Source organism: Shewanella sp. 125m-7 (genome assembly GCF_052977045.1).
The window spans coordinates 1-23,083 of the sequence record NZ_JBRILQ010000059.1; the positions used below are offsets into that span (position 1 = coordinate 1).

Consider the following 23,083-nt stretch of genomic DNA (forward strand, 5'->3'; position numbering starts at 1 on the left):
AAATCCCCACCAGAATACTGGTAGGGATTATCTTTCATCTGCAGGATCGGTCAAGTCCTCTTAAACGATCGGCATTGTTACATATGAAGGCGTTTTATTTAAATAACTGAATGATTTTGAGCGGTTAACCTAAGATTAAATAATCTAATATCAGCGCGCTAAACAACACGAAACCGGCCCAGTTATTATTTAAAAATGCAGTAAAGCAAGGCGCTCGCTCTCTAGTGAAAATCAATTTTTGTTGATAAACACCAAAACCAATGAAGGCCAAAATCCCTAAGCCGTAGATTGCACCTCGGTCAGCAAGCATACCCGCAATAATAAAGCAGCTTAGTGCCGCAAACTGGAAGGCTGCGATAATCTGCCTGTCGTAGCGGCCAAATAGAATCGCTGTGGATTTTATGCCTACCTTTAAATCATCATCACGATCCACCATGGCATACATGGTGTCGTAAGCTACCGTCCAGCACCAGTTAGCGGCAAATAGCCACCAAGCCTCAATCGGCACTGTGCCCGTTTGAGCGGCATATGCCATAGGGATGGACCAGCTCCATACCGTGCCTAAGAACATCTGCGGCATATTGGTATAACGCTTAGTAAAGGGGTAAATAATGGTAAGAATAATACCGACAATAGATAGCTGCACCACAAGCGGGTTGAGCATTAACACTAAGCAAAAAGAAAATAGTGCTGTGACTAAAAACAATAATAAAGCTTCTTTACTAGAAACCTCGCCACTCGCTAACGGTCTGCCTTTAGTACGCTCAACATGGGCGTCGAGATCTCTATCTGCATAGTCATTAATAATGCAGCCACAGGCCCGCATCGCAAATACGCCAATCACAAAAATAATAAAGACTTTTAGATTGGGTAAGCCACCAGCAGCAAACGTTAAGGCCATTAAGCAAGGCCACATTAACAGCAAGGTACCAATGGGACGGTCCATACGCGCGAGTCGCATATAAACGTCTAGTTTATCCCTTAATATCATAATTAGGCTCTCCTACAACGTCTTTGGCCTTTCGTTTTGTAACCGCATTATGACTGAGCTGTAACAGTATTCAACCTGTATTAAGATAAATTAAATGAGTGGTGATTTTATATTCTAAAAAATAAGGCTGAGCTTAGCGCTCAGCCTTAAATTGAATGGTCGTTAATCGCGAAATATCCAAGCTTGCTATCTATACCCAAACGACTTGAACATGCTCATTTCAGAGGCCTTGCGCGAGTTCAATTCTAGGCGTATTAGCGTAGGAATGGTAACTCCCTTTTAAGCTAGTGCAACAACGAAGTGGGCTTGCGCAAAGCCTTCTTCGATGGGGTTTAATGCACTTTCTGCTGCGTTATTATTCTTGCTAAGGGAACAACCATTAACTGCAATCAACGCCTTGCTTAAAGCGCATTAAATTCCCACTGAACCCTGCATCTTCAGGTGGCTTGGGTATATCGCGGCTTGCCTATATTACACCTTCTCTAAACGGGCGTAAGCGATCACTAACCACTTACTACCCACATCTAAAAAGTTAACCTGAATACGTGCTTGTGCGCCGCTTCCTTCGTAATTAGTCACAGTGCCTTCACCAAACTTAGGGTGCATCACACGCTGACCAATCTTAAAACCTGAATCATTGAAGCTATCATCTTGCTTGCTAAAGCGAGTACTCACTGCAGGTGCAGAAACCTGAGTGCGCATGCGGATCTCTTGCACGTATTTCTCAGGGATCTCTTTAACAAAACGTGATGGCCTAGCAAAGCTTTCACGGCCATAGATACGTCTTGACTCAGCATAGGTGATATACAGCTTTTGCATGGCGCGGGTCATACCCACATAACAAAGGCGGCGCTCTTCATCGAGACGGTCACCTTCATCAATCGCCATCTGGCTTGGGAATAAACCTTCCTCGACACCTGCCATAAACACCATTGGGAACTCAAGACCTTTAGCCGAGTGTAATGTCATCAACTGCACGGCATCGGTAAATTCATCCGCTTGGCCTTCACCCGCCTCAAGTGCTGCATGAGACAAGAAAGCATTAAGCTCACCCATATCTTCAATTTCTTCAGGCATCACAAAGCTGCGTGCAGCCGTGACCAATTCTTCTAAGTTCTCAACACGAGCGCGCGCCTTTTCACTCTTTTCCGCCTCATACATCGCCTTAAGACCCGATGTCTGAATAACATGATCTGTCATGCGGTGCAGCGACTGCTCGTCAGTATCCATGCGCATGGCGATAATCAAGTCCATAAAGCCACGCACCGCATTGGCAGCGCGGCCAGCAAGGACTTTCTCTTCCAGTAAGCGAACACTCGCTTCCCACAGCGTCATCTCTTGTTGGCGCGCCGTAGTACGAATGATGTCTAAGGTGCGATCGCCGATACCACGGGTTGGCGTATTGACGACACGTTCAAAGGCGGCATCATCATTTTTATTGTTGATCAGCCTTAGATAGCCCATGGCATCTTTAATTTCTTGACGCTCGAAGAAGCGCAAACCGCCATAAATGCGATAGGCGATGCCTTTGTGCAATAAGGCCTCCTCCAGTACGCGAGATTGGGCATTAGAGCGATATAAAATGGCGCAGTCTTCGAGCTTACCGCCTTCATCTTGCCAGTCGGTAATACGACCAACAATAAAGCGTGCTTCATCCATCTCGTTAAATGCACAGTAAAGGCCAATTGGCTCGCCGTCTTTGTCGTCAGTCCATAGCTTTTTACCCATACGGTCTGGGTTATTGGCAATCAGCTCATTCGATGCATTTAGAATGTTAGCGCTTGAGCGATAGTTCTGCTCTAAGCGAATAGTTTGCGCCGCAGGAAAATCGGCTAAAAACTTGTGTAAGTTTTCTACCTGCGCCCCACGCCAGCCGTAAATAGACTGATCGTCATCACCTACGATCATCACATTGGCCGTTGAACCTGCCAATACGCGGATCCACGCATACTGGATGGCATTGGTATCTTGAAACTCATCCACCAAGATATGCTTAAACCTGTCTTGGTAGTGATCCAAGATATGCGGTTTATTAAGCCAAAGCTCATGCGCTCGGAGTAAGATTTCAGCAAAATCCACCAGACCAGCACGATCGCATGAGTCTTGATAGATTTGATAAATTTTTAGTAAATTTTGTTCAATCGGAAAGCCACCCGCATCGATATGTGATGGGCGTAGACCTAGGTCTTTCTTACCGTTGATGTAGCCTTGTGCTTGCCTTGGCGGATATTGTTTCTCGTCCAAGTTAAGGCTTTTTAGAATACGTTTGATTAAACGCAGTTGATCGTCTGAATCTAAGATTTGGAAGCTCTCAGGCAGATGAGCATCTTTATAATGGGTACGCAGTAATCTGTGGGCTAAGCCGTGAAAGGTACCGATCCACATACGGCTCATATTGCCACCAGCGACTTTTTCAACTCGCTCGCGCATCTCTTTCGCCGCTTTATTGGTAAAGGTTACCGCTAAAATAGCATAAGGGCTTTGCTGTTCAACCTGCATCAACCAGGCAATTCTGTGGGTTAACACCCGCGTTTTGCCACTACCTGCACCCGCCAACACTAGCATGCTAGATTGCGGTGCACCAACAGCTTCGCGCTGCTTGTCGTTTAGGCCGTCGAGTAAAGTAGATACGTCCATTATTGCCTCCAAAAAATCAGGCTGGCAGTATAACAGAAGCAAGGAACTCGAGGATAGAATAAGCGAAGCGAGCGGAGTTAAATCGTTAGGAAATAGGATTGCCGAAGCGAGGAGTCACCTCGGCGATTGGACAGTCTAGGCTTTCTCAGCAGCGACGACAGAGATCTCTACTAGTAGTGCATCTCGAGCCATCTTAGCTTCAACACAAGCGCGAGCAGGTGCATGACCATCTGGCACCCAAGCGTCCCAAACTGCGTTCATTTGGGCAAAGTACTGCATATCTTTAATGTAGATAGTGGCTGATAAAATATGCTCTCTGTCGCTGCCCGCTTGCTCAAGTAAACTATCGACTTTTTCTAGCATGGTACGAGTCTGCTCCTCAATGCCCTGCTCAGCATCCTTAGCCACCTGACCACATAAATAGATGGTGCCGTTATGCTTTACGATTCGGCTCATACGGGCTGCAGTTTCAATTCTTTCAATCGTCATATTCAACTCTGTCACTCAATAAATTGGATTATTAGGGCCATTCTAAATAAGATCTTATTGATTAGCATCTGATTTATCTATGAATAATTTCTAAGCGGTCTACAGATGTTTTGTTAAATCGAAAGCATCTTGCCCCTTTCTTGATTTAAGTCCTATACTTAGCTCGAAAAGTTATCAATGGATTTGATTTCTGAATGTTTAAAGGACTAAATATGGCTTGCCAAAGTACCAAACTCAGCTTTTTATTCTCTCAATCCCCTTCAGATTGTTATCTTACATCTGTAATGCATTTTCGCGATGCAGCAGCCTTGTTAATCGTTTTTGAAGTGCAATTAATCTCTTACAGCAGCTTTAGGAACTGATGCATGAAAGCAAATACAAAGCTATTCATCAACCCTAGCTCACCTTGTCTAATCTTGGTTATTTTCAATACCAGTATCGGTTTGCTTTGGCTATTAGGGCTCTCAGCTCAAAGCTCTGCATTATCAATGACAATGCCCTTGCTCTTGCTGGCCAATATTATTGTTTTATGTCTGACCTGTCGTCACTTACGCCAGCAATCGACTCGCCTCAAGCTGCTAGTACAGCACATAGAAAATAACTATGAACAAAAGCAAACATCACAAGACACTCTCACTCGTAGCGATCCACTAGAGAAACTAGAAACGAGCCTTAAACTGCCGAGTGAGACGTTAACGACTGCAGTTATTCAGACCCAAGCTATTATGTCACTCCAGGCAGATGTGCAGCTGTTCTCAACGATTTTAGATACGATAGAGGTCGCTATTTACGCCGTAGACAGCAAAGGACAGTGTATTTTTGCTAATCCACAATGCGCTCGATTACTTGGTTATAGTCACCCCGCTCGACTATTTAATTCCAATATCCATCAACTGCTCTATCAAAATAAAACCTCGCAACATAGTAAATTATCGATACAAGATCTTGAAAAAATCAGCAGTGATGTATTTTGGCGAGCTGATGGTAGTCACTTCCCTGTCGAGTACAATTTACAACCGCTCACGCTACAAAACCAAACAAATGGCGCAGTCATCTCTTTTTATGACAATAGTGAACGCAAAGAAGCCGAAGAACTAATCCGTCATCAGGCTCATTATGATGCATTAACCGACCTGCCTAATCGTTTTTTGGCCCTAGAACGTCTCGAGCAATTAGTTAAGGCCAGTGAAAGAAGCGGAAAAATGGTCGCGGTCATCTTCCTTGATTTAGATGATTTTAAAAAAATTAATGACTCACTTGGCCATGAAGCTGGGGATCAATTACTCATCACAGCATCTGAACGGCTATTAAAAACAACAAGAGCTGAAGATACTGTGGGTCGCCTAGGAGGTGATGAGTTTATTATTTTACTCGACGACCTTTCGAGCGCTAACGATGCCCAACCTCTGGCAGAAAATCTAATCGGTGGCTTTAGAAAGCCATTTTATATTGATAACCGCCAACTTATCCTCACAGCGAGTATCGGTATTGCCATCTACCCTAATGATGGTGAAACCTCTTCAGAATTACTTCGAAATGCAGATTCAGCCATGTATCACACTAAAAGTATTGGCCGTAATACTTACTCCTATTTTACCCACGCAATGAACAAAGAGGTCTCTCGTCGCCTTGCTATTGAAGAACAGATCCATGGAGCCTTAGAACGTGGTGAGCTTAGAGTGCATTATCAGATCCAACTTGATATTAGAGATGGCAGTATAATGGGCGCTGAGGCGCTATTGCGATGGAATAATCCAACATTAGGCAGTGTGTCTCCAGCGGAGTTTATTCCGATTGCAGAGCAAACGGGCATGATTGAGCCTATGGGCGAATTTGTTCTACAACACGCATTAGAAACCGCACGTATTTGGCAGAAAAAATTTAATGACAAGTTTAGGGTCGCAATTAACCTTTCACCTCGTCAATTTAGAAACCCAAATCTGGTACAAACAATTATCGATACCGTTAATCAATTCGGCATGCAAGCTGACGATCTTGAACTCGAGATCACTGAGGGCGTACTACTCAGTGGTCATGCCTATACACTCGATGCATTAATGGAGTTAAGCAAAGCGGGATTTTTTATCTCAATGGATGACTTTGGTACCGGATACTCTTCTCTGAGCTATTTAAAAACGTACCCATTTACCATACTTAAAATAGACCGTAGTTTTATTCATGATATGAATAAAGACGATAAGAGTAATGACCTTATTATCGCCACCATTGAGATGGCCCACGCGTTAGGCATCAGGGTGATAGCCGAAGGCGTCGAAACTCAAGAGCAACTCGACGAGTTAAGTTTTATGATGTGCGATTATGCTCAAGGCTTTTTAATTAGCAAGCCTGTGCCACTAAAAGAGTTATTAAAAATCGGGGTTCGCTACAAAAAAGTGCATGCTAAAAATGCATTTCAAGAGGAGTCTGAAGCTCTAAAAGTGGTATAGGTAGCAATAAAAATGACTAGTATTTACGACTAATCACGGCTCCTTTATAGGCAAGACAATCTTCAACTCTTTGTTTTTGAATACTTGACAGTGCTGACACCGGAATAAATCTATACTCACAGTGTTCATGGCTCAAACTTATTTGATTGGTTTCTGATAACTCACACAAGAAAATGAACGCCTGTGAGTTATAGGGTCTATGATAATAAACCCCAGTTAAATACTTAACTTTAACTGCAACGCCTAGCTCTTCTAAGCACTCTCTATGCAGTGCTTCATGAATGGTTTCTCCAGGCTCTAAAGCACCGCCAGGTAACCCCCATCCACAGCTACCGTAAGTCGCTTTTAAAAGCAGTACACTCGGTTCAGATAGCTCTTTACTCATAATCACCGCGTGACTGCTGAGCCTAAAATGATCATCAAATGCCATTGTGTACTCCCCTTAGTCTTCACTCTACCGACTTGGTGAAAATAAAAATGCTAGAACCATCTTCAGTTCTAGCATTGTTGTTTTAGCTAAATACTCAAGCGGTTATTTTTTGGTTTCTTCTAGCCCGATGCTATTCATCCAGTGATCAAAATCCATCATATTGCCCGGTAAGATCACCTTACTCTGGCCGGTACTGACTCCATCAAGTTGCTTCAAGTATTGTGCGCCTAATTGCATGCGTACCACATTCTTGCCACCTGGCGCTGAGATAACCGTCGCTATGTGCTCAATCGACTCAGCTGTTGCTCGAGCAATTGTTAAGATCTCTTCACCCTTACCTTCAGCCTCGTTAATTCGGCGCTGCATCTCACCTTCAGAGTGGTTAATGGTTTCCGCTTTTACACCTTCAGATCGATTGATCTTACTCTGCTTATCACCTTCACTCTTGGCGAGTAATGCACGGCGCTCACGCTCGGCATTAACTTGCATTTCCATGGCATTTTTAACGGTTTCGGGTGGCGTGATATTTTTAATTTCGTAACGATGTACCCTAATGCCCCACAAGGCACCCGCTTGATCCAGCACTTCAACCACTTTTGCGCTAATCACATCTCGCTCTTCAAAAGTGCGGTCTAAATCTAGGGTACCAATCACGCTACGAGTGGTCGTTTGCGCCAACTGAATCGCTGCGTAGCGATAATCTGTCACGCCATAACTTGCCTTTACAGGGTCAACCACAGAAATATAAATCACTCCATCAACTTCAACATTGACTTCATCACAAGAGAAGCACTCTTGCGGTGGTACATCGATGGTCTCTTCTTTTAAATCATGAATATATGAGACTTTATCAACAAACGGCACTAAGGCATGAAAGCCGGCATCCAATGTTGAGTGATATTTACCTAAACGCTCAACGATATAAGCGGACTTTGTTGGTACTAAGCGGATCGACTGAAATAGCTTAATCACAAAAATGGCAAAGATTAGGCCCCAAATCGCCATTACAATTAGATCGGTATCAATTCCTGAAATTATCATTAGCGTGCTCCTTTCACTGAATTGGCTGACACGACACTAGCGACTTGTTCCATGCCCTCAAAGAATCCTTCAATTCTTGCTAGCTCTGCAGGAACAACTGAGACATCAGCCTCAGCTAAAATCTTACCGACTTGGCTAATAAACTGCTCTTTTAGCTGCATGTTCATCGCTTCATGACCACCATCTTTAGCTAAAGCCGCTGAAACGAGCGCCATCCCTTCAGCCTTGGCTCTTGCAATAATAGCGATCTCTTGTGCGGTACCTTTTGCCTCATTAATCCGGCGCTGTTTTTCACCTTCAGATAGATTAATCGCTTGTTGGCGCTCACCTTCAGACAAGTTAATCATCGCCGCTTTTTCTGCATTTGCGAGTGTAATCTCAGCGCGCTTGCGACGCTCTGCTTCCATCTGTTTTTCTAAGGTATGAATAACTTTGAGTGACGGGGTAATATTTTTAATTTCGTAACGCAGCACTTTTATTCCCCAAGGATCTGAGGCCTTATCGATTTCACGGACAATCGACTCATTAAGGCTATCTCGCTCAGAGAAGGTCTGACTGAGACTTAGCTTACCGATTTCAGAGCGCATGGTCGTTTGAGCAAGGTTAACTGCCGCGCGGCGATAATCTTCAATACCATAGCTGGCAAGCTTGCCGTCCATCACCTTGAGATACACAAGGCCATCGACTTCAAGCTGGGTGTTATCTTTTGAAATACAGCTTTGTGGTGGCACGTCCAAGACTTGCTCACGGATCTCGTGCTTATAAGCTACACGATCGAAAAATGGGATTAAAAAATGAAACCCAGGTTGCAACACAGTGCGAAACTTACCTAAACGCTCAATCACATTGACCTCACGCATTGGCACTATGAGCAATAATTTATAGAGGATAAAAAACACAAACAAAACAAAGAGTGTAAATACGAACATAAATAGATTCCTTCCTTAAACCGATTACTTTTCTTTTACGAAGTGCTCAATGTCAGCCTCTATAGGCTCAACCACTAATGCAATATTATCTCGACAGATAATCCTAACCTGTGAGCCGGCTGCAATCTCGCTACCATCTCCCAAAGCTGACCATTCACTGCCTTGAAATTCAATTCGCCCCATTTGTTGAGCAGGACCAATAGTTTGTTTGACGATAGCGAGTTGATTGTAAATATCTAACTCTTCGTCGGTGTTGTCGATGTGAGCGTCTCCGCCAACCAACTTCTGTGTGATCTGCCGAAATGCCAGTAAAAGGACCATAGATGCAATAAACCAAAGCGTTAAGCTTTGTACTATGCCCTCGACTAAACCTATCGCTAAGGCACTTGCGACTACTAAGCAAGCAGCACCTAAAAGGATCACAATACCACCTGGTAATATGATTTCAGCAAGCATTAAAAAAATGCCGACACATGCCCAAATTAGAATGGGATTTGAAAACTCCATATTTCCCCCTGAAATGAAAGAGTCCAGTAATGACTATATCAGTTGCGCAGCACATTCTCGACATATTATGTCAAAAATAATGACCAAATTAGTGTAACAAAAACTGTCTAAACGCGACTACCGCAACCCTAACACGGCCTTTAGCAAGAGTAAAAAAATGTATACCCATAATAAACGAGTTTGTTTTTTAAAATAATCGCAAGCCGCCACCAATCATAACAACACGATTTAAATCAGATGATTGCAACAACACTAAAAATGAAACTCGAATTTTTTGACAAAAACTTTGAACATTGTTCGCATAACGCCTATATTCCCCGCCAATGAAACGCATGTTTAAGTTTGTTTCACATTAATTGCCCCCTAGCTCTTATAAAAATAAAAAGGTTTTACGATGAATAACAAACTCATTTGCCTCGCTTTACTATTCAGCCCAGCTGCAATGGCTGACAATATGGTTAATTGGTGGGACGCTAGTGTTACAGGCCTTTATGGCGAGAATTATGATTTAGCGCCATCAGAGAAACAAACAAGCATCACATTTGAAACTGCGGGTGATTGGAAATACGGCGACTGGTTTGCCTTCCAAGATGTGACTTACTTTAACGGCTCAAATATCAATAAAGACAACACCACTTATGGTGAGATCTCGACGCGCTTTAGTGCTGGCAAGATATTAGGCAAAGCGGTTGGTTTTGGCCCAGTGACCGATCTATCACTGGCGCTAACGCTTGAGGAGGGTGAAGGGCCTGTTAAAGCTTTCTTGTACGGCGTAGGCATGGATATTAACCTGCCTTATTTTAGCTACTTTCAACTTAACACCTATCGTAGACATGCCATTAGCAGTGACAATAACAGCGATGGTTGGCAGTTAAGCCCCGCCTTTAGAATGGACTTCCCCGTTGGTAACTCAAACATCGTATTCGATGGTTTCTTCGACTGGGTATTTGCCGCCGACGAAGGCGCTTACGAGACCAACTTTCACTTTAATCCCCAGCTTAAGTATGACTTAGGTGCTGTCGTGTTAGGCGAGCATAAGAAAAACAAGCTATTTGTGGGTATCGAATACGATTACTGGAAAAACAAATACGGTGTAGATGGCATCGTTCAAAATACTTTTTCAGTGATTGCTAAGTACCACTTCTAGTCTTTGATATTAAAGCGAGTGATTAAAGCACAAAAAAGGCGCGTATAGCGCCTTTTTTATTGAGTATGTCTCGACTTATGCAAGCAACTTCTTCGCCGCTGCAACCACGATTGAAACCGCACTCACTTCCGTTTTCTTCATTGTCGCTTCATCAGGAATTTCTTGCTGAGTACGGTTAACAATCACCCCCGCAACACATGCCGCACGCCAACCTTGTGATGCACACATGGTAAATAACGTTGAAGACTCCATTTCATAGTTCAATACACCTAAGTCTTGCCACTCTTGCATAGAGCCCCTGAACTGACGAGTGATACGGCCTGAAACAGTATCGTAACGCTCTTGGCCTGGGTAGAAAGTATCTGACGATGCAGTAATACCAATATGTGGCTCAAGACCCGCCTCACGACTCGCTGCAACCATAGCGGTTGTACATTCGAAGTTTGCTACCGCAGGGTATTCCATTGGCGCAAAATGCAAGCTTGCACCGTCTAAACGTACTGATGCTTGAGTCACAATCACATCACCCACATTCACATGAGGCTGAATCGCACCAGTGGTGCCCACACGTAAGAAAGTACGTACACCAAGCTGAGCCAACTCTTCTACTGCAATAGAGGTTGATGGCCCACCAATACCTGTAGAACACACGACTACTGGCTTACCATCGATATATGCCAAGTAACTGGTATATTCACGGTGACTGGCTAAAAATGTCGCATTCTCCATCAACTCGGCAATACGCTTAACACGCTCTGGATCGCCTGGCACGATCGCTAAACTAGCACCATCTAACATCTCTTTAGTTAGGCCTAAATGAAATACATCAGACATCGTGAAAACCCCTTTCATTTTTGAATTTATAAATCTTATTAATTCGACTTTAACCTAGTCTAGGCGTCAAAAAGGTTAAGCTGATCACACTTTACCCGCCAAGAGTAAATGATTTGTCGTAATCTAGTTACTAAATCAACCAAAAGAATAGAGCTAGAATATAGCAGCTCAGCCCTATTCTGCCAGTTATAGTGCTGCAAAATAACGTATAAGCAATGCCGCTATATTGGGTAGGGTTTATAAGGGTTAAAGTAACATTAGCAATAACTTAGGTAGTTAACGTCGTTTCGGTCTCGCTTGTTGACCGACAATTTATTTGGCTATCGTTATACTGGATTACGCAGGGATTATCGGTTAACAATTGTTGTAAATTTAGAAAAACAAACCAACAGAACATTTTTTGATCGATATCACATTTAACGGCCAAAAATCGCGCTAGTGTAAACTTGAACTAAGTGAAAATCCGCTAGAAAACCAGCAAGAAGGACGCCTGCATGTTTCCAGAATATAGAGAACTTATCAGTCAACTAAAGACATCTGACACACACTTTCAGAAGAAGTTTAACAAGCATAACCAGCTCGATGAGGAGATAAAAAACCTGGAGCAACACAGTGCAAGCGACTACACCCCTGAAGTACATGAACTCAAACTACAGAAGTTACATTTAAAAGAAGAGATCTACGATATTTTAAAAGGCCACTCAGCCTAACCTTCAGGCTTGCAAAGCTTAATAAAAAAGGACGCTTAGCGTCCTTTTCTGTATTCCGCCCTACAATGCATCAACACATCTAGGGCTTTAGGTTCGACTACTTAAGCTCAGTCAGTAGTGCTTCAGTCGTCTCATAAAATGCAATTTTAGTGATCTGATTGTTATCTAACTCGATCAACGTTGCCTGATCTTTAATAGCCGGTAATGGCTTAGCCTGCTCACCTTCATTATCAAGCGCCACTCTATAAGGAAGCTTCTTAAATTGAGGTAGAGCAACAAAGCGAGCAATCAATGATGGCATGCCACTGATATCAGCCACATAAACCAGTGCAGTGTCTTTAGCTAACTCTGGCTGAGCTTCCAGTGCCTCTTGAATCAAAGTGCCGCCATCCATACTACGACTAAACAAAACGCGAGTTGTTGTGCTATCAACGTGATATTGAGCTTCGTGTTGATCTTGTAACTTGATATCGGTGATTTGATCGCCAACTTTATATTCATTAGCCCAAACAGACGTGGCTAACATGCTACATAAAACGAAAATAACAGCTCTCATAATTGAACTCGGCAAATTAGAATTAGCAGAAAGAATAAACTATTCTCTAAACAGCAGCAGTATCGTTAACTGCAAAGCATGATCCTCTTCACGCTAAGTAGTTTAAGCACGAATTAAATCGAATCCCTCTTCAATACATATATAAATTTTAAGTTACAAAATGTTGTGTTTTCAGTAAGCTAATCCTAAAGGGTTGCTATATAGGATACAAAAATGAACGAGCAAGGATTAGATCAAGAGCTAGCGCAGATTCAAAATGCTTATGCGGCTATCACCGAGTTTCTAGTGCAATATAGTTTCAGCATTTTTGGTGCGATTATCATCTTTTTGATTGGCCTATGGATCGCCGCCAAAGTCGCCAATATCGTTACGCGTATTTTTGAAAAACACGATATCGATATCACACTAAGCAACTTCACCAGTAACTTTGTCCGCATCTTAGTTATCGTAATGGTCGGTATCATTGCCTTAGGCAAGCTAGGTATTAGTGTCACCCCTATGGTGGCTGCAATAGGTGCCGCTTCTCTTGGTGCAGGTCTAGCGCTACAGGGGATGCTCGCCAACTATGCTGCAGGTATCACCATTATTGTCACTCGACCTTTTATTGTAGGTAATACCATCGAAATAAAAGGGGTTGGCGGAGTCGTTAAAGATATCCATTTAGGCATGACAGTGCTGACTAATGAAGAGGGTGAAGAGATTAACATTCCGAATAAACATATCGTCGGTGAGATCTTGCATAACTCTTTTGCCAATAAGCTAGTCGAAACAAAATTCAATATAAGCTACCAGTCTGATCCAGAACTGGTCGTTGCTCTGCTCGCCAAAGTATTAAGCGACAGCTCTGAGGTCTATCAAGGCGATAAGGCGCAAGTTGGCGTCAATGATTTTAACAGTATCGGCATTGAGATTGGCATTCGTTACTGGGTTCCGACAGACAGTTATTATCATGACAAATACCAAACTAATGCCGCACTATTTAAAGCGCTGCAACAGGCTAATATTGAAATCCCATGCCCTGTTCGACAGATCCATATTCAACAGCCTTAAATCTAAAGTCGACTTAACGGCTCAAGGGCGTATCAGCTTCATTATGAATGATGTCATCCCATAGCTGATCATCACACCACTCATTGAGCTCATGAGTGAAAAAGCGCCTGGCATTGAGATAGAATATATTTCACAAAATGCCAATGCTTTTCAGCTACTAAGGCGCAGTCAGGCGGAGACTCCGCCTCTAACTCAGCTGAACTAGAAATAACTCAACTGGCATTACACAACCCGTTGCAGCGAAAAATCACCCTTGTTAGTGGCTCATTTCAAGTATTGCTACAAGGGTTACTAGCAGGAAAACACGTGGGGTTTGTTCCACTGCAAACACTAAAGCCCCCTTTATGGCAGTCGCAGCTAAAGAGCGCAAACCTTAAGGAGATAATGCCGTTTGTTAGCACTTTATACAGGCATTCAAGAGTTCATAAAGACCCGTGTTTAGATGTGGCAAATACACTGAAACAGCTAGGTAACTTAGTGTAATGTCACTAAATGAATATTTTCGCCCTACAAGCCTCTTTGCCACTCTTGGCGTAATTGAATGCGCTCCGGGGTCTTCATTGCGGCCTCAACTTGCGCCACTAACGCCTGCTTATCTTTACCAAGCACACCTTTTAGCACCAAATAATTAGAAGCATGATCCGAGCGAAATATGGTTTTATCTAACTGTAAATGGCTCAATAGCGTATGCATCTCTGCAAACAATTGAGATTGGTTGGGTAGGCGAAACTGACCATCGAAAGCCGCATCCATTCTCTGCGTACCTAAAGGTAAAGTAACAACTAGCGTCGACAAGAATTCCGGTTGCGCCGCATTCATCAACTTGGCAGAATTTTCAGCATGCGGCTTCGATAATTCGACCCCGCCTAAGCCATTTAAAATCATCACCGACGCTTTAATCCCTGCCGCTTTAATTTGTTGCAGTGCAGCAAGAGAAGATGCATAGGTTTCGCCTTTGTTGATGCGAGGCAGCACCTCATCATCGCCACTCTCGCAGCCAATATATAGCAAACTTAAGCCAAGTTCTCTTAAGCGTAGGAGCTGCTCAGGGGTCTTATTGTTGATATTACGAGGCAAACAATAACTGCTGATCCGAGTCACATTAGGAAGATATTTGTTTATCAATAAACAGATGGCTTCGAGGCGCGCAAAAGGTAACGTCATGGCGTCACCATCGGCTAAAAACACTCTCGAAATGTGCGCTTTAGAGTGAGCAACAGCAATAAGGTCTTGCTCTATCTTGTCAGCTTTTTGTGCCCGAAAGCGCTTTTGCGGCTGAGTATACATGTCGCAAAAACTACATTGATTCCAACTACAGCCATTAGTCACCTGCAAGATCAACGATTTCCACTCTGATGGTGGACGAAATACAGGTTCAATATAGTTAAGCACAGCTAACTCCTTAATACATTAGTGGTACTGACTTCAAAAAGTTGACCATTTTTCATTAAAAAAATAAGTATTTTTTGAACAGCTCCATGCTTTATTGGTTAAAAACTAGTTATATTAGAAAGTCGAAGTATAATTAATATCTAGTGATATAAACACGCTAACTTGTAGAGAGATATTATGCTAATTGCATTACATTCTAAAGAAAAGCGAGGGACTGCACTTGCTCATGATACTCATTGGGATACCATGAGCGCAGAGCAAAAGATTGCTCTGTATGATCTACATAAATTTGGCTTCAGGTTACTGTTTGTCCGTCATCTGTCTGCTGGGCCGCTCGCGTTTATTATGCAAAACAAAACACTTGCGGTGATCAGTAAAAATGGAGACGTCGACTACAAGCCAGAAGTAACGCTAAGGGCTTAAACCTGCTGCCAACTATCAATAACAGAGTACACCTATGTGTGATCTTCTGTCATTTGAAGTTAGCTTTTAACCGTTAACAGCATATCTAAATGTGGGATCCCATCTTCTAAATACATTTCAGAGATAGCTTCAAAACCCAGTTGCTGATAAAAGCCTTTTAAATGCTCTTGCCCACCCAGCTGAATATTATGTTCAGGCCACTTCTTGCTCACAATCGCGATCGCCTTTTGCATCAAGGTATGCGCCACTCCAGCGCCACGCGCCGTATCTGCAACAATCACGCGGCCAATACTGGCATCGGGGTAACTCACTCCAGGCGCAAGCACCCGCGCATAAGCCTGAATAACGCCTTGCTCATTAACGCCTAAAAGGTGCTGAGTTTGATCATGACGATCTTTATTATCGAGCTCCGGATAGGGGCAGTTTTGCTCAACCACAAAAACGTCGACCCTGAGCTTGAGCAGATCATACAGTTCATTCAATGACAGCTCAGAAAAAGACAAAGATTTCCAAAGCATAAGAAGCTCTCCAAAACAACGCAATAAAGTCGCAGTCTAGCACTTCAATTTGATAAAAACAGGTATTAAAAAAGGGCTCTATAAAAGAGCCCTAAAAAAGTGATGGACTAGCTATTTGCAGGGAGCGCTAGCCCTTACTTTTTTAATCCTTACGGTCAAACACGTGGTATTTCTCAATGCCGTATGAGCGTCCCTCGGCGTGACAGGTTGCACAAGACTCTGAGGTAGGCTGAGTGAACCAGTCCCCCGTTTTATCAACTTCAAGGTTAAGCTCACCACCATTTGAAATCATATGGTTCAGTGCTTGATCATTATTATGACAGGCAAAACAGTTAGCAGTAATAGGACTTGAGGCAACACCAGACTCTCCAGCACTTCCACCGTTAAAGGCTCTAGACAGCATGTACTGATTTGGCACTGCATTTAAGTCGATGCCATCAGCATGACAAGAGACACAGTTTTCGGCGTTAAGCTTTGCAGCCGAATTGGTTACCGCAATCTCATTATCACGGCTAATTTCAGAGCCAATAACAGACTGCAATCCCCAGTGCTGAGCGTGAACTAACGGACCAAAGCCGGGTGCACTATTCGCTTTCCAGCCTACCTGAGCATCACCGCTCATTGCTGGAATAGTGTAGCCCGCATTGATACGGAAACTATCACTCTCGAAAGCATCCATAGCAACAACTCGTTGTCCTGCCCGATCTTGACCATTGTTATGGCACGCCACACAATCTAAACCACCATCGGCATAGCTACCATTTTTGTGGTAATTGGTTTCGTTGTTGTGACAAGTCGTACAGCTATCCAGAGTGACACTATGACGGCGGTTGTACTCTTGAAGCACCTCTTCATTTGAATCAACAACATCTGAGTAACTGGTCAGTGAAACTCCATCATAACCACCATCCTCATCCTGCTGTTTGAAGGTCACCCTCGAGCTCGCGGTAAAGCCAGCGTTAGCAAAGCCTGTATCAATGCCATCTAGGCGCACGTAACACACACCTCTTGAGCCATCATCCTTTTCTACGTACTGGCTATTAACCACGCCACCTGAGTCTCGTGGGCTTGGGCGACCAACAATAGAGTCATTATCATATGCGTGGATGTAGGCTCCAGCATAAGTTAACGTGCCAGCAGCATACAACTGGGCAATATTGAGCTGAACAGCTGTTTCCGCATCGGTATTAAACAGTGCGATATCAGTACACCAACCACCGGTTGTTTCATGGTCATCCCATTCCAAACTGTTGTTAGTGTATGGAGCCGACGTCGTTGTGTAATGCTGTGCTCTAATATCGGCTCGCTCACCGACCTTCTTATGGAACAGACGCACGTCATCAGATTCACTAAAGCCACTGTAGGTCATGGCAACCGCGGTCGTGCCAACGCCTGCTGCATCATGACAATCGGTGCAAGTACTCATGCTGTTTACTTTGGTGATTGGCTCAGCATGACAGGTGTAACAGTTAGCTGGCTCAAAGTCTTTGTCAAACTTCTGATGATTGATATGACCAATTTTCTGCATTGTATTTTTTGCGTAGCCGCCATCATCTCGCACTACATTGCCATGACACACCATACAGCCTGCGACGAGATCGGTTTCGCCGCCAGTATTAATCGCAGTGTAGCTTGGATGCTTTAGATTAGATGCCGCGTAATCGACATGACAACCATGACAGGTCGCCGTTGATGCGGTGTGTAAGCCTTCTGATTTATCGACCACGATGTAATTTGACTTGGCAATATTCTCACCGCCACCAACAGCGAGTCTAATAATACCTTCTGTACCAGCATTGACAGCTGGCATAGGCGCTAAAAATTCATAACGACCATTTTCAGTCATCGCTAGGCTTGCACCTTCGGTAGCCTCATTAGCGCTACCACCAACAATGGTTCCCTCAAAATCAGGACGACTGCGTGCAATACCCTTGTCCGTTAGCGCAGCAACTTCAGCACTCACTTTTTCAAGCCCACTCACTAACAGACCTTCTTCGTTAGTCACTTCAAACTCAAAACGCACTGCGCCCTCTTCTAGGGTGTGGCTTAACATTTCTACATTGGTGATTTCAGTCGCTTCAACGACGGGTGGCAGCGGACTGGTACCATCTTCACCATCACTGCCATCTTTACCATCGCTACAAGCTGCTAGACCGAAAGCGGTGGCGACGACTAGCGCCACACTGCATTTATTAAATTTTCTCATCATCACTCCATAATTTTTATTAAGTCGTGATCTTTTACTCCCCCGCAAATACCATAGCGGTTTCAACCACTCTATTTATGTGACTAATTCCCCAACAACATACTTATTAGGAGGTATGGTTCACATAAATAAACAAGCATAAAAAATGAGCAAATACTTTAATATTCAATTAATCGCCAACATAGACACACTAAAAAGCAAAGGCCAATAAAAACAACAATAAAAACAACAATTAAAACAACAATTAAAACAACAATTAAAACAACAAAAACTCAATACCAGCCAGTAAAGATGATGCTAAAGAAAATAAATGCATTAATACATAATTAAGCGAGAGCCATGCGGTAAAATCACATTCTAAAGTAATAGATTTCAACGCTTAAAATAAGAATATGCAAGTTCTACTCAAATAATCGATTGGACTCACATCATATAAATATTAAAAAACCAAAATAACAATAATGGTAACGACTAACCCAACACTTCAAACTCATCACCCATTAATTTATCCGTACCATCATCTTGCAACCTAAAGCTCTTTATGGACTACGCCGCGTAGCTTTATTCATTTTCCATGCAGTGCTGAGCAATACCGACTTATCATCAACAATTTAAAACTTTGGCTCGAGGTATTCAACGTCGGTACAGCCTTGAACAATCAAGTTCTGTCACATAATTTAATCCAGCGGAAGATAGGCAGCTTTCGCGATGTGCGGTGTGCAAGCCCTGCCTTTACTCACAATAATATGAAGCTGATTGCTAACCCGCTATAACAACATCTGCTCGCGTTAATTCCAAGCCACCAATGTCCAATTAATAGCGCTTATGGCGTACACGACTTTGACTGAAAGCCGCCACTTTTAATCAAACCCGCCATAGAAAAGTTAATCCAATGCTTTGGTTAATTCCAGCAATTGCAGAGCCTAACGACAGAAAACACTCAATGATTCGGCTTTAAAGGCTTTAGTCACTGCTATAAAACAAAATTATTAGCCACGTTTAGCATTTTAAAAGGCCTGTAGCTGATTTATTTGGATAAAGCTGCTAACATTGCTGGCAATTTTTTAGGCTTAGTGAGAAAGATCAAGATGGGCAGAGCATACCAAAACAAGAAAGAATCCATGGCGAAAACTGCTGGGCAAAAAACTAGAATTTATTCTCGTTACGGGAAAGAGTTGTACGTTTGTGCCAAGAACGGTGGTTTCGATCCTGACGGCAACCTTGCACTTCGTACCATGATTGCCAAGGCAAAAAAAGACCAAGTTCCAGCACACGTTATTGAACGCGCTATTGAAAAAGCACGTGGCGGCGGTGGTGAAGACTACGAAACAGCACGCTATGAAGGTTTTGGTCCTGGCGGCTGCATGGTTATTGCCGATTGCTTAACAGATAACGTTAAGCGTACTTTCACCGAAGTTCGCCAAGCATTTGTTAAAAACAATGCCAAGCTAGGTGGCCCTGGTACTGTTGGTCACATGTTCGATCACCAAGCGGTATTCGTATTCGCTGGCGATGACGAAGATGCCATTCTTGAAATGCTAATGATGGCAGACGTTGATGTCAGTGACGTTGAGCTAGAAGATGGCATGATCAGTGTTTACGCACCGCACACTGAGTTCTTCAAAGTCAAAACCGCATTAGCAGCTGAACTACCAGAAGATACTGACTATGTTATGGAAGAAATTACTTTCTTACCACAAACAATGACAGCATTAACTGATGTGGAAGAGATTGAGCAATTCGAAAAATTCCTTGCTGCACTTGAAGATTGTGATGACGTACAGAACGTTTACCACAACGCAGAGCTTCCGCAGTAAGCGGCACAGTAAAAGCGCTTCAGTAAACCAATACTGACGACTAACTCGCTAATCGCAAGTTAGTAAAAAGGCACTCAATGAGTGCCTTTTTTATTGCTTCTAATTTGGATTTAAACAAAACCTAATTACAGGTTACTTCTTAAGCAAGTAACGCAGCATCACCCCTTGCTGGCTGATATCCAAAACCTCGTAGCCGTGCAGCTCTTGATAACAGTGGCGTCGCTTGAAATAATAATGTTATTAATCGATTATCCAAGCCACTCGTGACAGAGCCGTTTAACTATTTTTCAACTACTTCTTAAGCAAGTAACGCAGCATCACCCCTTGCTGGCTAATGTCTAAAACCTCGTAGCCATGGTTCTTAGCGTCATTAGGAATGTTATTAATCGACTGCGAGCAGTCTGTAATCACTTCCAATACTTCACCCGCTTTCAGTGACTGCATCGCTTCAAGCGTAGCAACCGCAGGATATGGACAAGGCTCGCCGTAAATTTCTAAATTATAATCTGGTACGATAGATGCTGGCATTTGATGCTCCTCAGCAAAATAGGCTCAAATCACTTGAGCCAAACATAAAGTAAATTAATTGCTAGTAAGTGATGGCTAATGCTTTGCTTTGCTTTGCTTTGCTTAGCTGCGTTTACCATCAACTCTTGGCATTATTTTTTAGGCTGGTGTTGACGTTGCAGCCACTGGCACCGTTGTTAACTCTGCAGTATTTAACGCTGCAAGCTTAGCCGCTAGCTCTTGTTGCTGACGCTGCTGCTTTTTGAAAAACTGCTGTTCCCACATTAAGATCAGCACAAACGATAAGCCCAATAAGAGATACGTGACACCTAGGCCACCTAAGGGCCCAAACACATCAAGTAGGTTCACTTTATCCCAGCTAGTGGCTAATGGCTCTGCGACAACATCCCAGTAATAGGCCAGTATGGTTGCGCCAATAATATTACCTAAACCTACCCACCAAAAGTGCACTTGGCCCTCTAGTGCGCGGTACATCCAACCTGTTTCACAGCCACCGGCAATCACAATACCAATACCAAACAGTAAACCACCAATCACAGCATTAGGACCAGCCCACAGCGTCTTTGGCGTCATACCTAGCTGCACGTAGCTGTAAATACCAATAACACTCACCGCCATACCTAAGATAATCGCCTTAGCCATATGCGTACGGCCTGTGATCCACATGTCTCTAAATGCCGAGGTAAAACAGATTTGTGCACGCTCAATCAATAAGCCAAACATCATGCCCATTAACATGGCGATGCCCAGTTTGGTCGAGCTTTGCATAATATAAAACGACAGCGCAATCATAGCGGCAAACACCACCCAGCCTAAGCGGAAGCGATTCTGCACTTGCTTTGGGTTCGGCTTGGCAATCTTCTTCAAGCCACCGGCCTTTAACGTCGCGGTTGAGCGGAAAAATGGTAGCAAGGTGATCTTAGCGCCAATATAAGTACCCGCTGCGGCAGCAAAGGCAAAAATCCATGCATGCAAGGTAAACTGCGGGATACCGGTAAAGAATGCGGCTAAGTTACAGCCCATCGCCAAACGCGCGCCAAAGCCTGCAATCATGCCGCCAATCAACGCCTGAGCGATACGCTTTTTACTGCTTGGCATACGTAACTTTAAATTGTTGGCCCAAAGCACTGCAGCCATACAACCACCAAACATACCCAAAATCATCACGCCGCCAACACGATCAAGTGGTGTGCCATTAAGGCCGATGATTTTAAAATACTGCCACGACTCTGGCTCAGCGCCGAACCATTGCAGTATATGCCCACCCCAGCGCGTAAACTCGCCGGTTACCGCCCAAAGCGAGCCAGTCAGGCCAAAAAAGTAGGTCGACAAAATACCTGCCGCAATAACGGCGGCAAAAGGCGACCAGAATTTAATAAAAAACTGATTTTTAAACGTTAACCACATACTAAAAATTACCAACTAACATTAAGAGCTTAAATTACAAGCTCAATTACATTACAGCTAAGTTACTAGTTTCAATATTACTTAGTGTTTTATTACATAAATACAACCTTTCAGGATGAGTATATATTGTCACTCTATTTTCACGACAAAACCCAACCAAGGTAATATTCGATTTGTTTGCGATATCAATCGCTAACGAAGTTGCAGAAGAAATTGCAAATATAATACTAATATTTGAAATAGCCGCTTTTTGCACCATTTCAAAACTGGCCCTACTGGTTAATAACAACGCCGACTGACGAGCCTGATTATTGATACTGATATGACCAATTAATTTATCGAGAGCCACATGGCGACCCACATCTTCGAAGCAGCACATAATATCACCTTCTGCCGACAACATGGCAGCAGCATGTGTGGCACCGGTCAAATTAAATGCATTTTGATGCTTATGTAGGTTAGATAAAGCTAACTTCAAGCTGTTTAGATCGAATTTTACAGTATCTGTGACTTTTACAATCGGTTTAACCGTTTGCTCAATCTGTTCTACACCACAAAGGCCACAGCCCGTGCGCCCCGCTAGACTGCGGCGATGTTGCTTTAATTGCATAAAGCAGCGTTGAGCAACCTCAATATGCACCAACATCCCTGTTGCTATGGTTTCTATCTCAATCGCACGGATATCGCGTACGCTTTCAATAATCGACTCCGACAAACTAAAACCAATAGCAAACTCTTTTAATGCCGTTGGGCAGGCCATCATTACCACATGAGAAATACCATTATAAATCAGCGCAACTCTCACTTCTTTAGCTACCGTTTCGATTAAGACTTGCTCTCTATCATTGCGAAAACAAGTGACTTCAGTCTGTTCGGTAATATTATTTAAGCCACACACAAGTTCCGTCATAACGATGTTCCATTTATTCTGCTAAATAATGTCCCATTCATCATGATTAATATCGATAAATGGATAGATGTAAAAAAAGATCACACTTGGTAAACATATAAGTCTATTAATATC

At 43.2% G+C, this 23,083-nt stretch carries 21 protein-coding genes; 6 read left to right on the forward strand and 15 right to left on the reverse strand.

From position 1 onward, the window contains the following. Nucleotides 1-124: 124 nt before the first annotated feature. From ubiA to ACVBIL_RS19070, 3 genes are all read right to left on the reverse strand, one after another. Complete coding sequence (gene ubiA / locus ACVBIL_RS19060; protein WP_447168517.1) at nt 125-991, reverse strand: 4-hydroxybenzoate octaprenyltransferase; 867 nt, start codon at nt 989-991, stop codon at nt 125-127. Nucleotides 992-1,462: 471 nt separating this feature from the next. Continuing rightward, entirely contained in the window at nt 1,463-3,628 is a 2,166-nt protein-coding gene (uvrD, locus tag ACVBIL_RS19065; protein ID WP_447168518.1) for a DNA helicase II, read from the reverse strand. Between the two features lie 135 nt (nt 3,629-3,763). Beyond that, on the reverse strand, nt 3,764-4,117 hold the full coding sequence (locus ACVBIL_RS19070; RefSeq protein WP_447168519.1) for a RidA family protein: 354 nt from the start codon (nt 4,115-4,117) through the stop codon (nt 3,764-3,766). Between the two features lie 365 nt (nt 4,118-4,482). On the opposite strand from ACVBIL_RS19070, the gene ACVBIL_RS19075 reads away from it, so the two are divergent. Next, nucleotides 4,483-6,564, forward strand: a complete 2,082-nt coding sequence (locus tag ACVBIL_RS19075) for a putative bifunctional diguanylate cyclase/phosphodiesterase (protein WP_447168520.1) — start codon at nt 4,483-4,485, stop codon at nt 6,562-6,564. A gap of 16 nt (nt 6,565-6,580) precedes the next feature. Here ACVBIL_RS19075 and ACVBIL_RS19080 read toward each other — a convergent pair whose 3' ends face one another. The 4 genes from ACVBIL_RS19080 to ACVBIL_RS19095 form a co-directional block, all read right to left on the reverse strand. Then, a complete protein-coding gene (locus tag ACVBIL_RS19080) occupies nt 6,581-6,994 on the reverse strand; it encodes an NUDIX hydrolase (RefSeq protein WP_447168521.1) in 414 nt (137 codons plus the stop codon). Nucleotides 6,995-7,096: 102 nt separating this feature from the next. Further along, nucleotides 7,097-8,035 carry an SPFH domain-containing protein gene (locus tag ACVBIL_RS19085; RefSeq protein WP_447168522.1) on the reverse strand — a complete coding sequence of 313 codons (939 nt, stop codon included), beginning with the start codon at nt 8,033-8,035 and terminating at the stop codon, nt 7,097-7,099. Continuing rightward, entirely contained in the window at nt 8,035-8,964 is a 930-nt protein-coding gene (locus tag ACVBIL_RS19090) for an SPFH domain-containing protein (protein ID WP_447168523.1), read from the reverse strand. The genes ACVBIL_RS19085 and ACVBIL_RS19090 overlap by 1 nt, the downstream gene beginning before the upstream one ends. A 24-nt stretch (nt 8,965-8,988) precedes the next feature. After that, nucleotides 8,989-9,471, reverse strand: a complete 483-nt coding sequence (locus ACVBIL_RS19095; RefSeq protein WP_447168524.1) for an NfeD family protein — start codon at nt 9,469-9,471, stop codon at nt 8,989-8,991. A gap of 394 nt (nt 9,472-9,865) precedes the next feature. On the opposite strand from ACVBIL_RS19095, the gene ACVBIL_RS19100 reads away from it, so the two are divergent. Continuing rightward, entirely contained in the window at nt 9,866-10,618 is a 753-nt protein-coding gene (locus tag ACVBIL_RS19100) for an outer membrane protein OmpK (protein ID WP_447168525.1), read from the forward strand. Between the two features lie 75 nt (nt 10,619-10,693). Here ACVBIL_RS19100 and udp read toward each other — a convergent pair whose 3' ends face one another. Next, nucleotides 10,694-11,452, reverse strand: coding sequence for a uridine phosphorylase (gene udp / locus ACVBIL_RS19105; protein ID WP_447168526.1), 759 nt, complete (start codon nt 11,450-11,452; stop codon nt 10,694-10,696). A 494-nt stretch (nt 11,453-11,946) separates the two neighbouring features. On the opposite strand from udp, the gene ACVBIL_RS19110 reads away from it, so the two are divergent. Then, complete coding sequence (locus tag ACVBIL_RS19110) at nt 11,947-12,162, forward strand: YdcH family protein (protein ID WP_447168527.1); 216 nt, start codon at nt 11,947-11,949, stop codon at nt 12,160-12,162. Between the two features lie 97 nt (nt 12,163-12,259). On the opposite strand, the gene ACVBIL_RS19115 is transcribed toward ACVBIL_RS19110, so the two are convergent. Next, entirely contained in the window at nt 12,260-12,718 is a 459-nt protein-coding gene (locus tag ACVBIL_RS19115) for a hypothetical protein (protein WP_447168528.1), read from the reverse strand. 213 nt (nt 12,719-12,931) lie between these two features. Between ACVBIL_RS19115 and ACVBIL_RS19120 the strand changes: the two genes are divergently transcribed. After that, nucleotides 12,932-13,768 carry a mechanosensitive ion channel family protein gene (locus tag ACVBIL_RS19120; RefSeq protein WP_447168529.1) on the forward strand — a complete coding sequence of 279 codons (837 nt, stop codon included), beginning with the start codon at nt 12,932-12,934 and terminating at the stop codon, nt 13,766-13,768. 507 nt (nt 13,769-14,275) lie between these two features. Here ACVBIL_RS19120 and ACVBIL_RS19125 read toward each other — a convergent pair. Next, nucleotides 14,276-15,160, reverse strand: coding sequence for a radical SAM protein (locus tag ACVBIL_RS19125; protein WP_447168530.1), 885 nt, complete (start codon nt 15,158-15,160; stop codon nt 14,276-14,278). Nucleotides 15,161-15,337: 177 nt separating this feature from the next. Here ACVBIL_RS19125 and ACVBIL_RS19130 point away from each other — a divergent pair, with 177 nt between their 5' ends. Beyond that, on the forward strand, nt 15,338-15,583 hold the full coding sequence (locus ACVBIL_RS19130) for a hypothetical protein (protein ID WP_447160819.1): 246 nt from the start codon (nt 15,338-15,340) through the stop codon (nt 15,581-15,583). Between the two features lie 59 nt (nt 15,584-15,642). Here the strand turns inward: ACVBIL_RS19130 and ACVBIL_RS19135 are convergent, their stop codons facing one another. Both ACVBIL_RS19135 and ACVBIL_RS19140 read right to left on the reverse strand, forming a co-directional pair. Further along, nucleotides 15,643-16,101 carry a GNAT family N-acetyltransferase gene (locus ACVBIL_RS19135; protein WP_447168531.1) on the reverse strand — a complete coding sequence of 153 codons (459 nt, stop codon included), beginning with the start codon at nt 16,099-16,101 and terminating at the stop codon, nt 15,643-15,645. A gap of 142 nt (nt 16,102-16,243) precedes the next feature. Beyond that, on the reverse strand, nt 16,244-18,307 hold the full coding sequence (locus tag ACVBIL_RS19140; protein ID WP_447168532.1) for a multiheme c-type cytochrome: 2,064 nt from the start codon (nt 18,305-18,307) through the stop codon (nt 16,244-16,246). 1,088 nt (nt 18,308-19,395) lie between these two features. On the opposite strand from ACVBIL_RS19140, the gene ACVBIL_RS19145 reads away from it, so the two are divergent. Beyond that, nucleotides 19,396-20,124 (forward strand): YebC/PmpR family DNA-binding transcriptional regulator, encoded by a 729-nt coding sequence (locus ACVBIL_RS19145; protein WP_447168533.1) that lies wholly within the window; start codon nt 19,396-19,398, stop codon nt 20,122-20,124. A gap of 291 nt (nt 20,125-20,415) precedes the next feature. Here the strand turns inward: ACVBIL_RS19145 and yedF are convergent, their stop codons facing one another. The 3 genes from yedF to fdhD form a co-directional block, all read right to left on the reverse strand. Beyond that, complete coding sequence (gene yedF / locus ACVBIL_RS19150) at nt 20,416-20,652, reverse strand: sulfurtransferase-like selenium metabolism protein YedF (RefSeq protein ID WP_012153712.1); 237 nt, start codon at nt 20,650-20,652, stop codon at nt 20,416-20,418. Nucleotides 20,653-20,790: 138 nt separating this feature from the next. Further along, nucleotides 20,791-22,059: a selenium metabolism membrane protein YedE/FdhT gene (gene yedE, locus ACVBIL_RS19155; RefSeq protein ID WP_447168534.1), complete on the reverse strand. Its 1,269-nt coding sequence runs from the start codon at nt 22,057-22,059 to the stop codon at nt 20,791-20,793. A gap of 46 nt (nt 22,060-22,105) precedes the next feature. After that, nucleotides 22,106-22,969 (reverse strand): formate dehydrogenase accessory sulfurtransferase FdhD, encoded by an 864-nt coding sequence (gene fdhD / locus ACVBIL_RS19160; protein ID WP_447168535.1) that lies wholly within the window; start codon nt 22,967-22,969, stop codon nt 22,106-22,108. Nucleotides 22,970-23,083 lie beyond the last annotated feature (114 nt).

Coding starts and splice junctions, on each gene's coding strand:
- ubiA (WP_447168517.1), bottom strand. CDS start 991: ATGATATTAAGGGATAAACTAGACGTTTATATGCGACTCGCGCGTATG.
- uvrD (WP_447168518.1), bottom strand. CDS start 3,628: ATGGACGTATCTACTTTACTCGACGGCCTAAACGACAAGCAGCGCGAA.
- ACVBIL_RS19070 (WP_447168519.1), bottom strand. CDS start 4,117: ATGACGATTGAAAGAATTGAAACTGCAGCCCGTATGAGCCGAATCGTA.
- ACVBIL_RS19075 (WP_447168520.1), top strand. CDS start 4,483: ATGAAAGCAAATACAAAGCTATTCATCAACCCTAGCTCACCTTGTCTA.
- ACVBIL_RS19080 (WP_447168521.1), bottom strand. CDS start 6,994: ATGGCATTTGATGATCATTTTAGGCTCAGCAGTCACGCGGTGATTATG.
- ACVBIL_RS19085 (WP_447168522.1), bottom strand. CDS start 8,035: ATGATAATTTCAGGAATTGATACCGATCTAATTGTAATGGCGATTTGG.
- ACVBIL_RS19090 (WP_447168523.1), bottom strand. CDS start 8,964: ATGTTCGTATTTACACTCTTTGTTTTGTTTGTGTTTTTTATCCTCTAT.
- ACVBIL_RS19095 (WP_447168524.1), bottom strand. CDS start 9,471: ATGGAGTTTTCAAATCCCATTCTAATTTGGGCATGTGTCGGCATTTTT.
- ACVBIL_RS19100 (WP_447168525.1), top strand. CDS start 9,866: ATGAATAACAAACTCATTTGCCTCGCTTTACTATTCAGCCCAGCTGCA.
- udp (WP_447168526.1), bottom strand. CDS start 11,452: ATGTCTGATGTATTTCATTTAGGCCTAACTAAAGAGATGTTAGATGGT.
- ACVBIL_RS19110 (WP_447168527.1), top strand. CDS start 11,947: ATGTTTCCAGAATATAGAGAACTTATCAGTCAACTAAAGACATCTGAC.
- ACVBIL_RS19115 (WP_447168528.1), bottom strand. CDS start 12,718: ATGAGAGCTGTTATTTTCGTTTTATGTAGCATGTTAGCCACGTCTGTT.
- ACVBIL_RS19120 (WP_447168529.1), top strand. CDS start 12,932: ATGAACGAGCAAGGATTAGATCAAGAGCTAGCGCAGATTCAAAATGCT.
- ACVBIL_RS19130 (WP_447160819.1), top strand. CDS start 15,338: ATGCTAATTGCATTACATTCTAAAGAAAAGCGAGGGACTGCACTTGCT.
- ACVBIL_RS19135 (WP_447168531.1), bottom strand. CDS start 16,101: ATGCTTTGGAAATCTTTGTCTTTTTCTGAGCTGTCATTGAATGAACTG.
- ACVBIL_RS19140 (WP_447168532.1), bottom strand. CDS start 18,307: ATGAGAAAATTTAATAAATGCAGTGTGGCGCTAGTCGTCGCCACCGCT.
- ACVBIL_RS19145 (WP_447168533.1), top strand. CDS start 19,396: ATGGGCAGAGCATACCAAAACAAGAAAGAATCCATGGCGAAAACTGCT.
- yedF (WP_012153712.1), bottom strand. CDS start 20,652: ATGCCAGCATCTATCGTACCAGATTATAATTTAGAAATTTACGGCGAG.
- yedE (WP_447168534.1), bottom strand. CDS start 22,059: ATGTGGTTAACGTTTAAAAATCAGTTTTTTATTAAATTCTGGTCGCCT.
- fdhD (WP_447168535.1), bottom strand. CDS start 22,969: ATGACGGAACTTGTGTGTGGCTTAAATAATATTACCGAACAGACTGAA.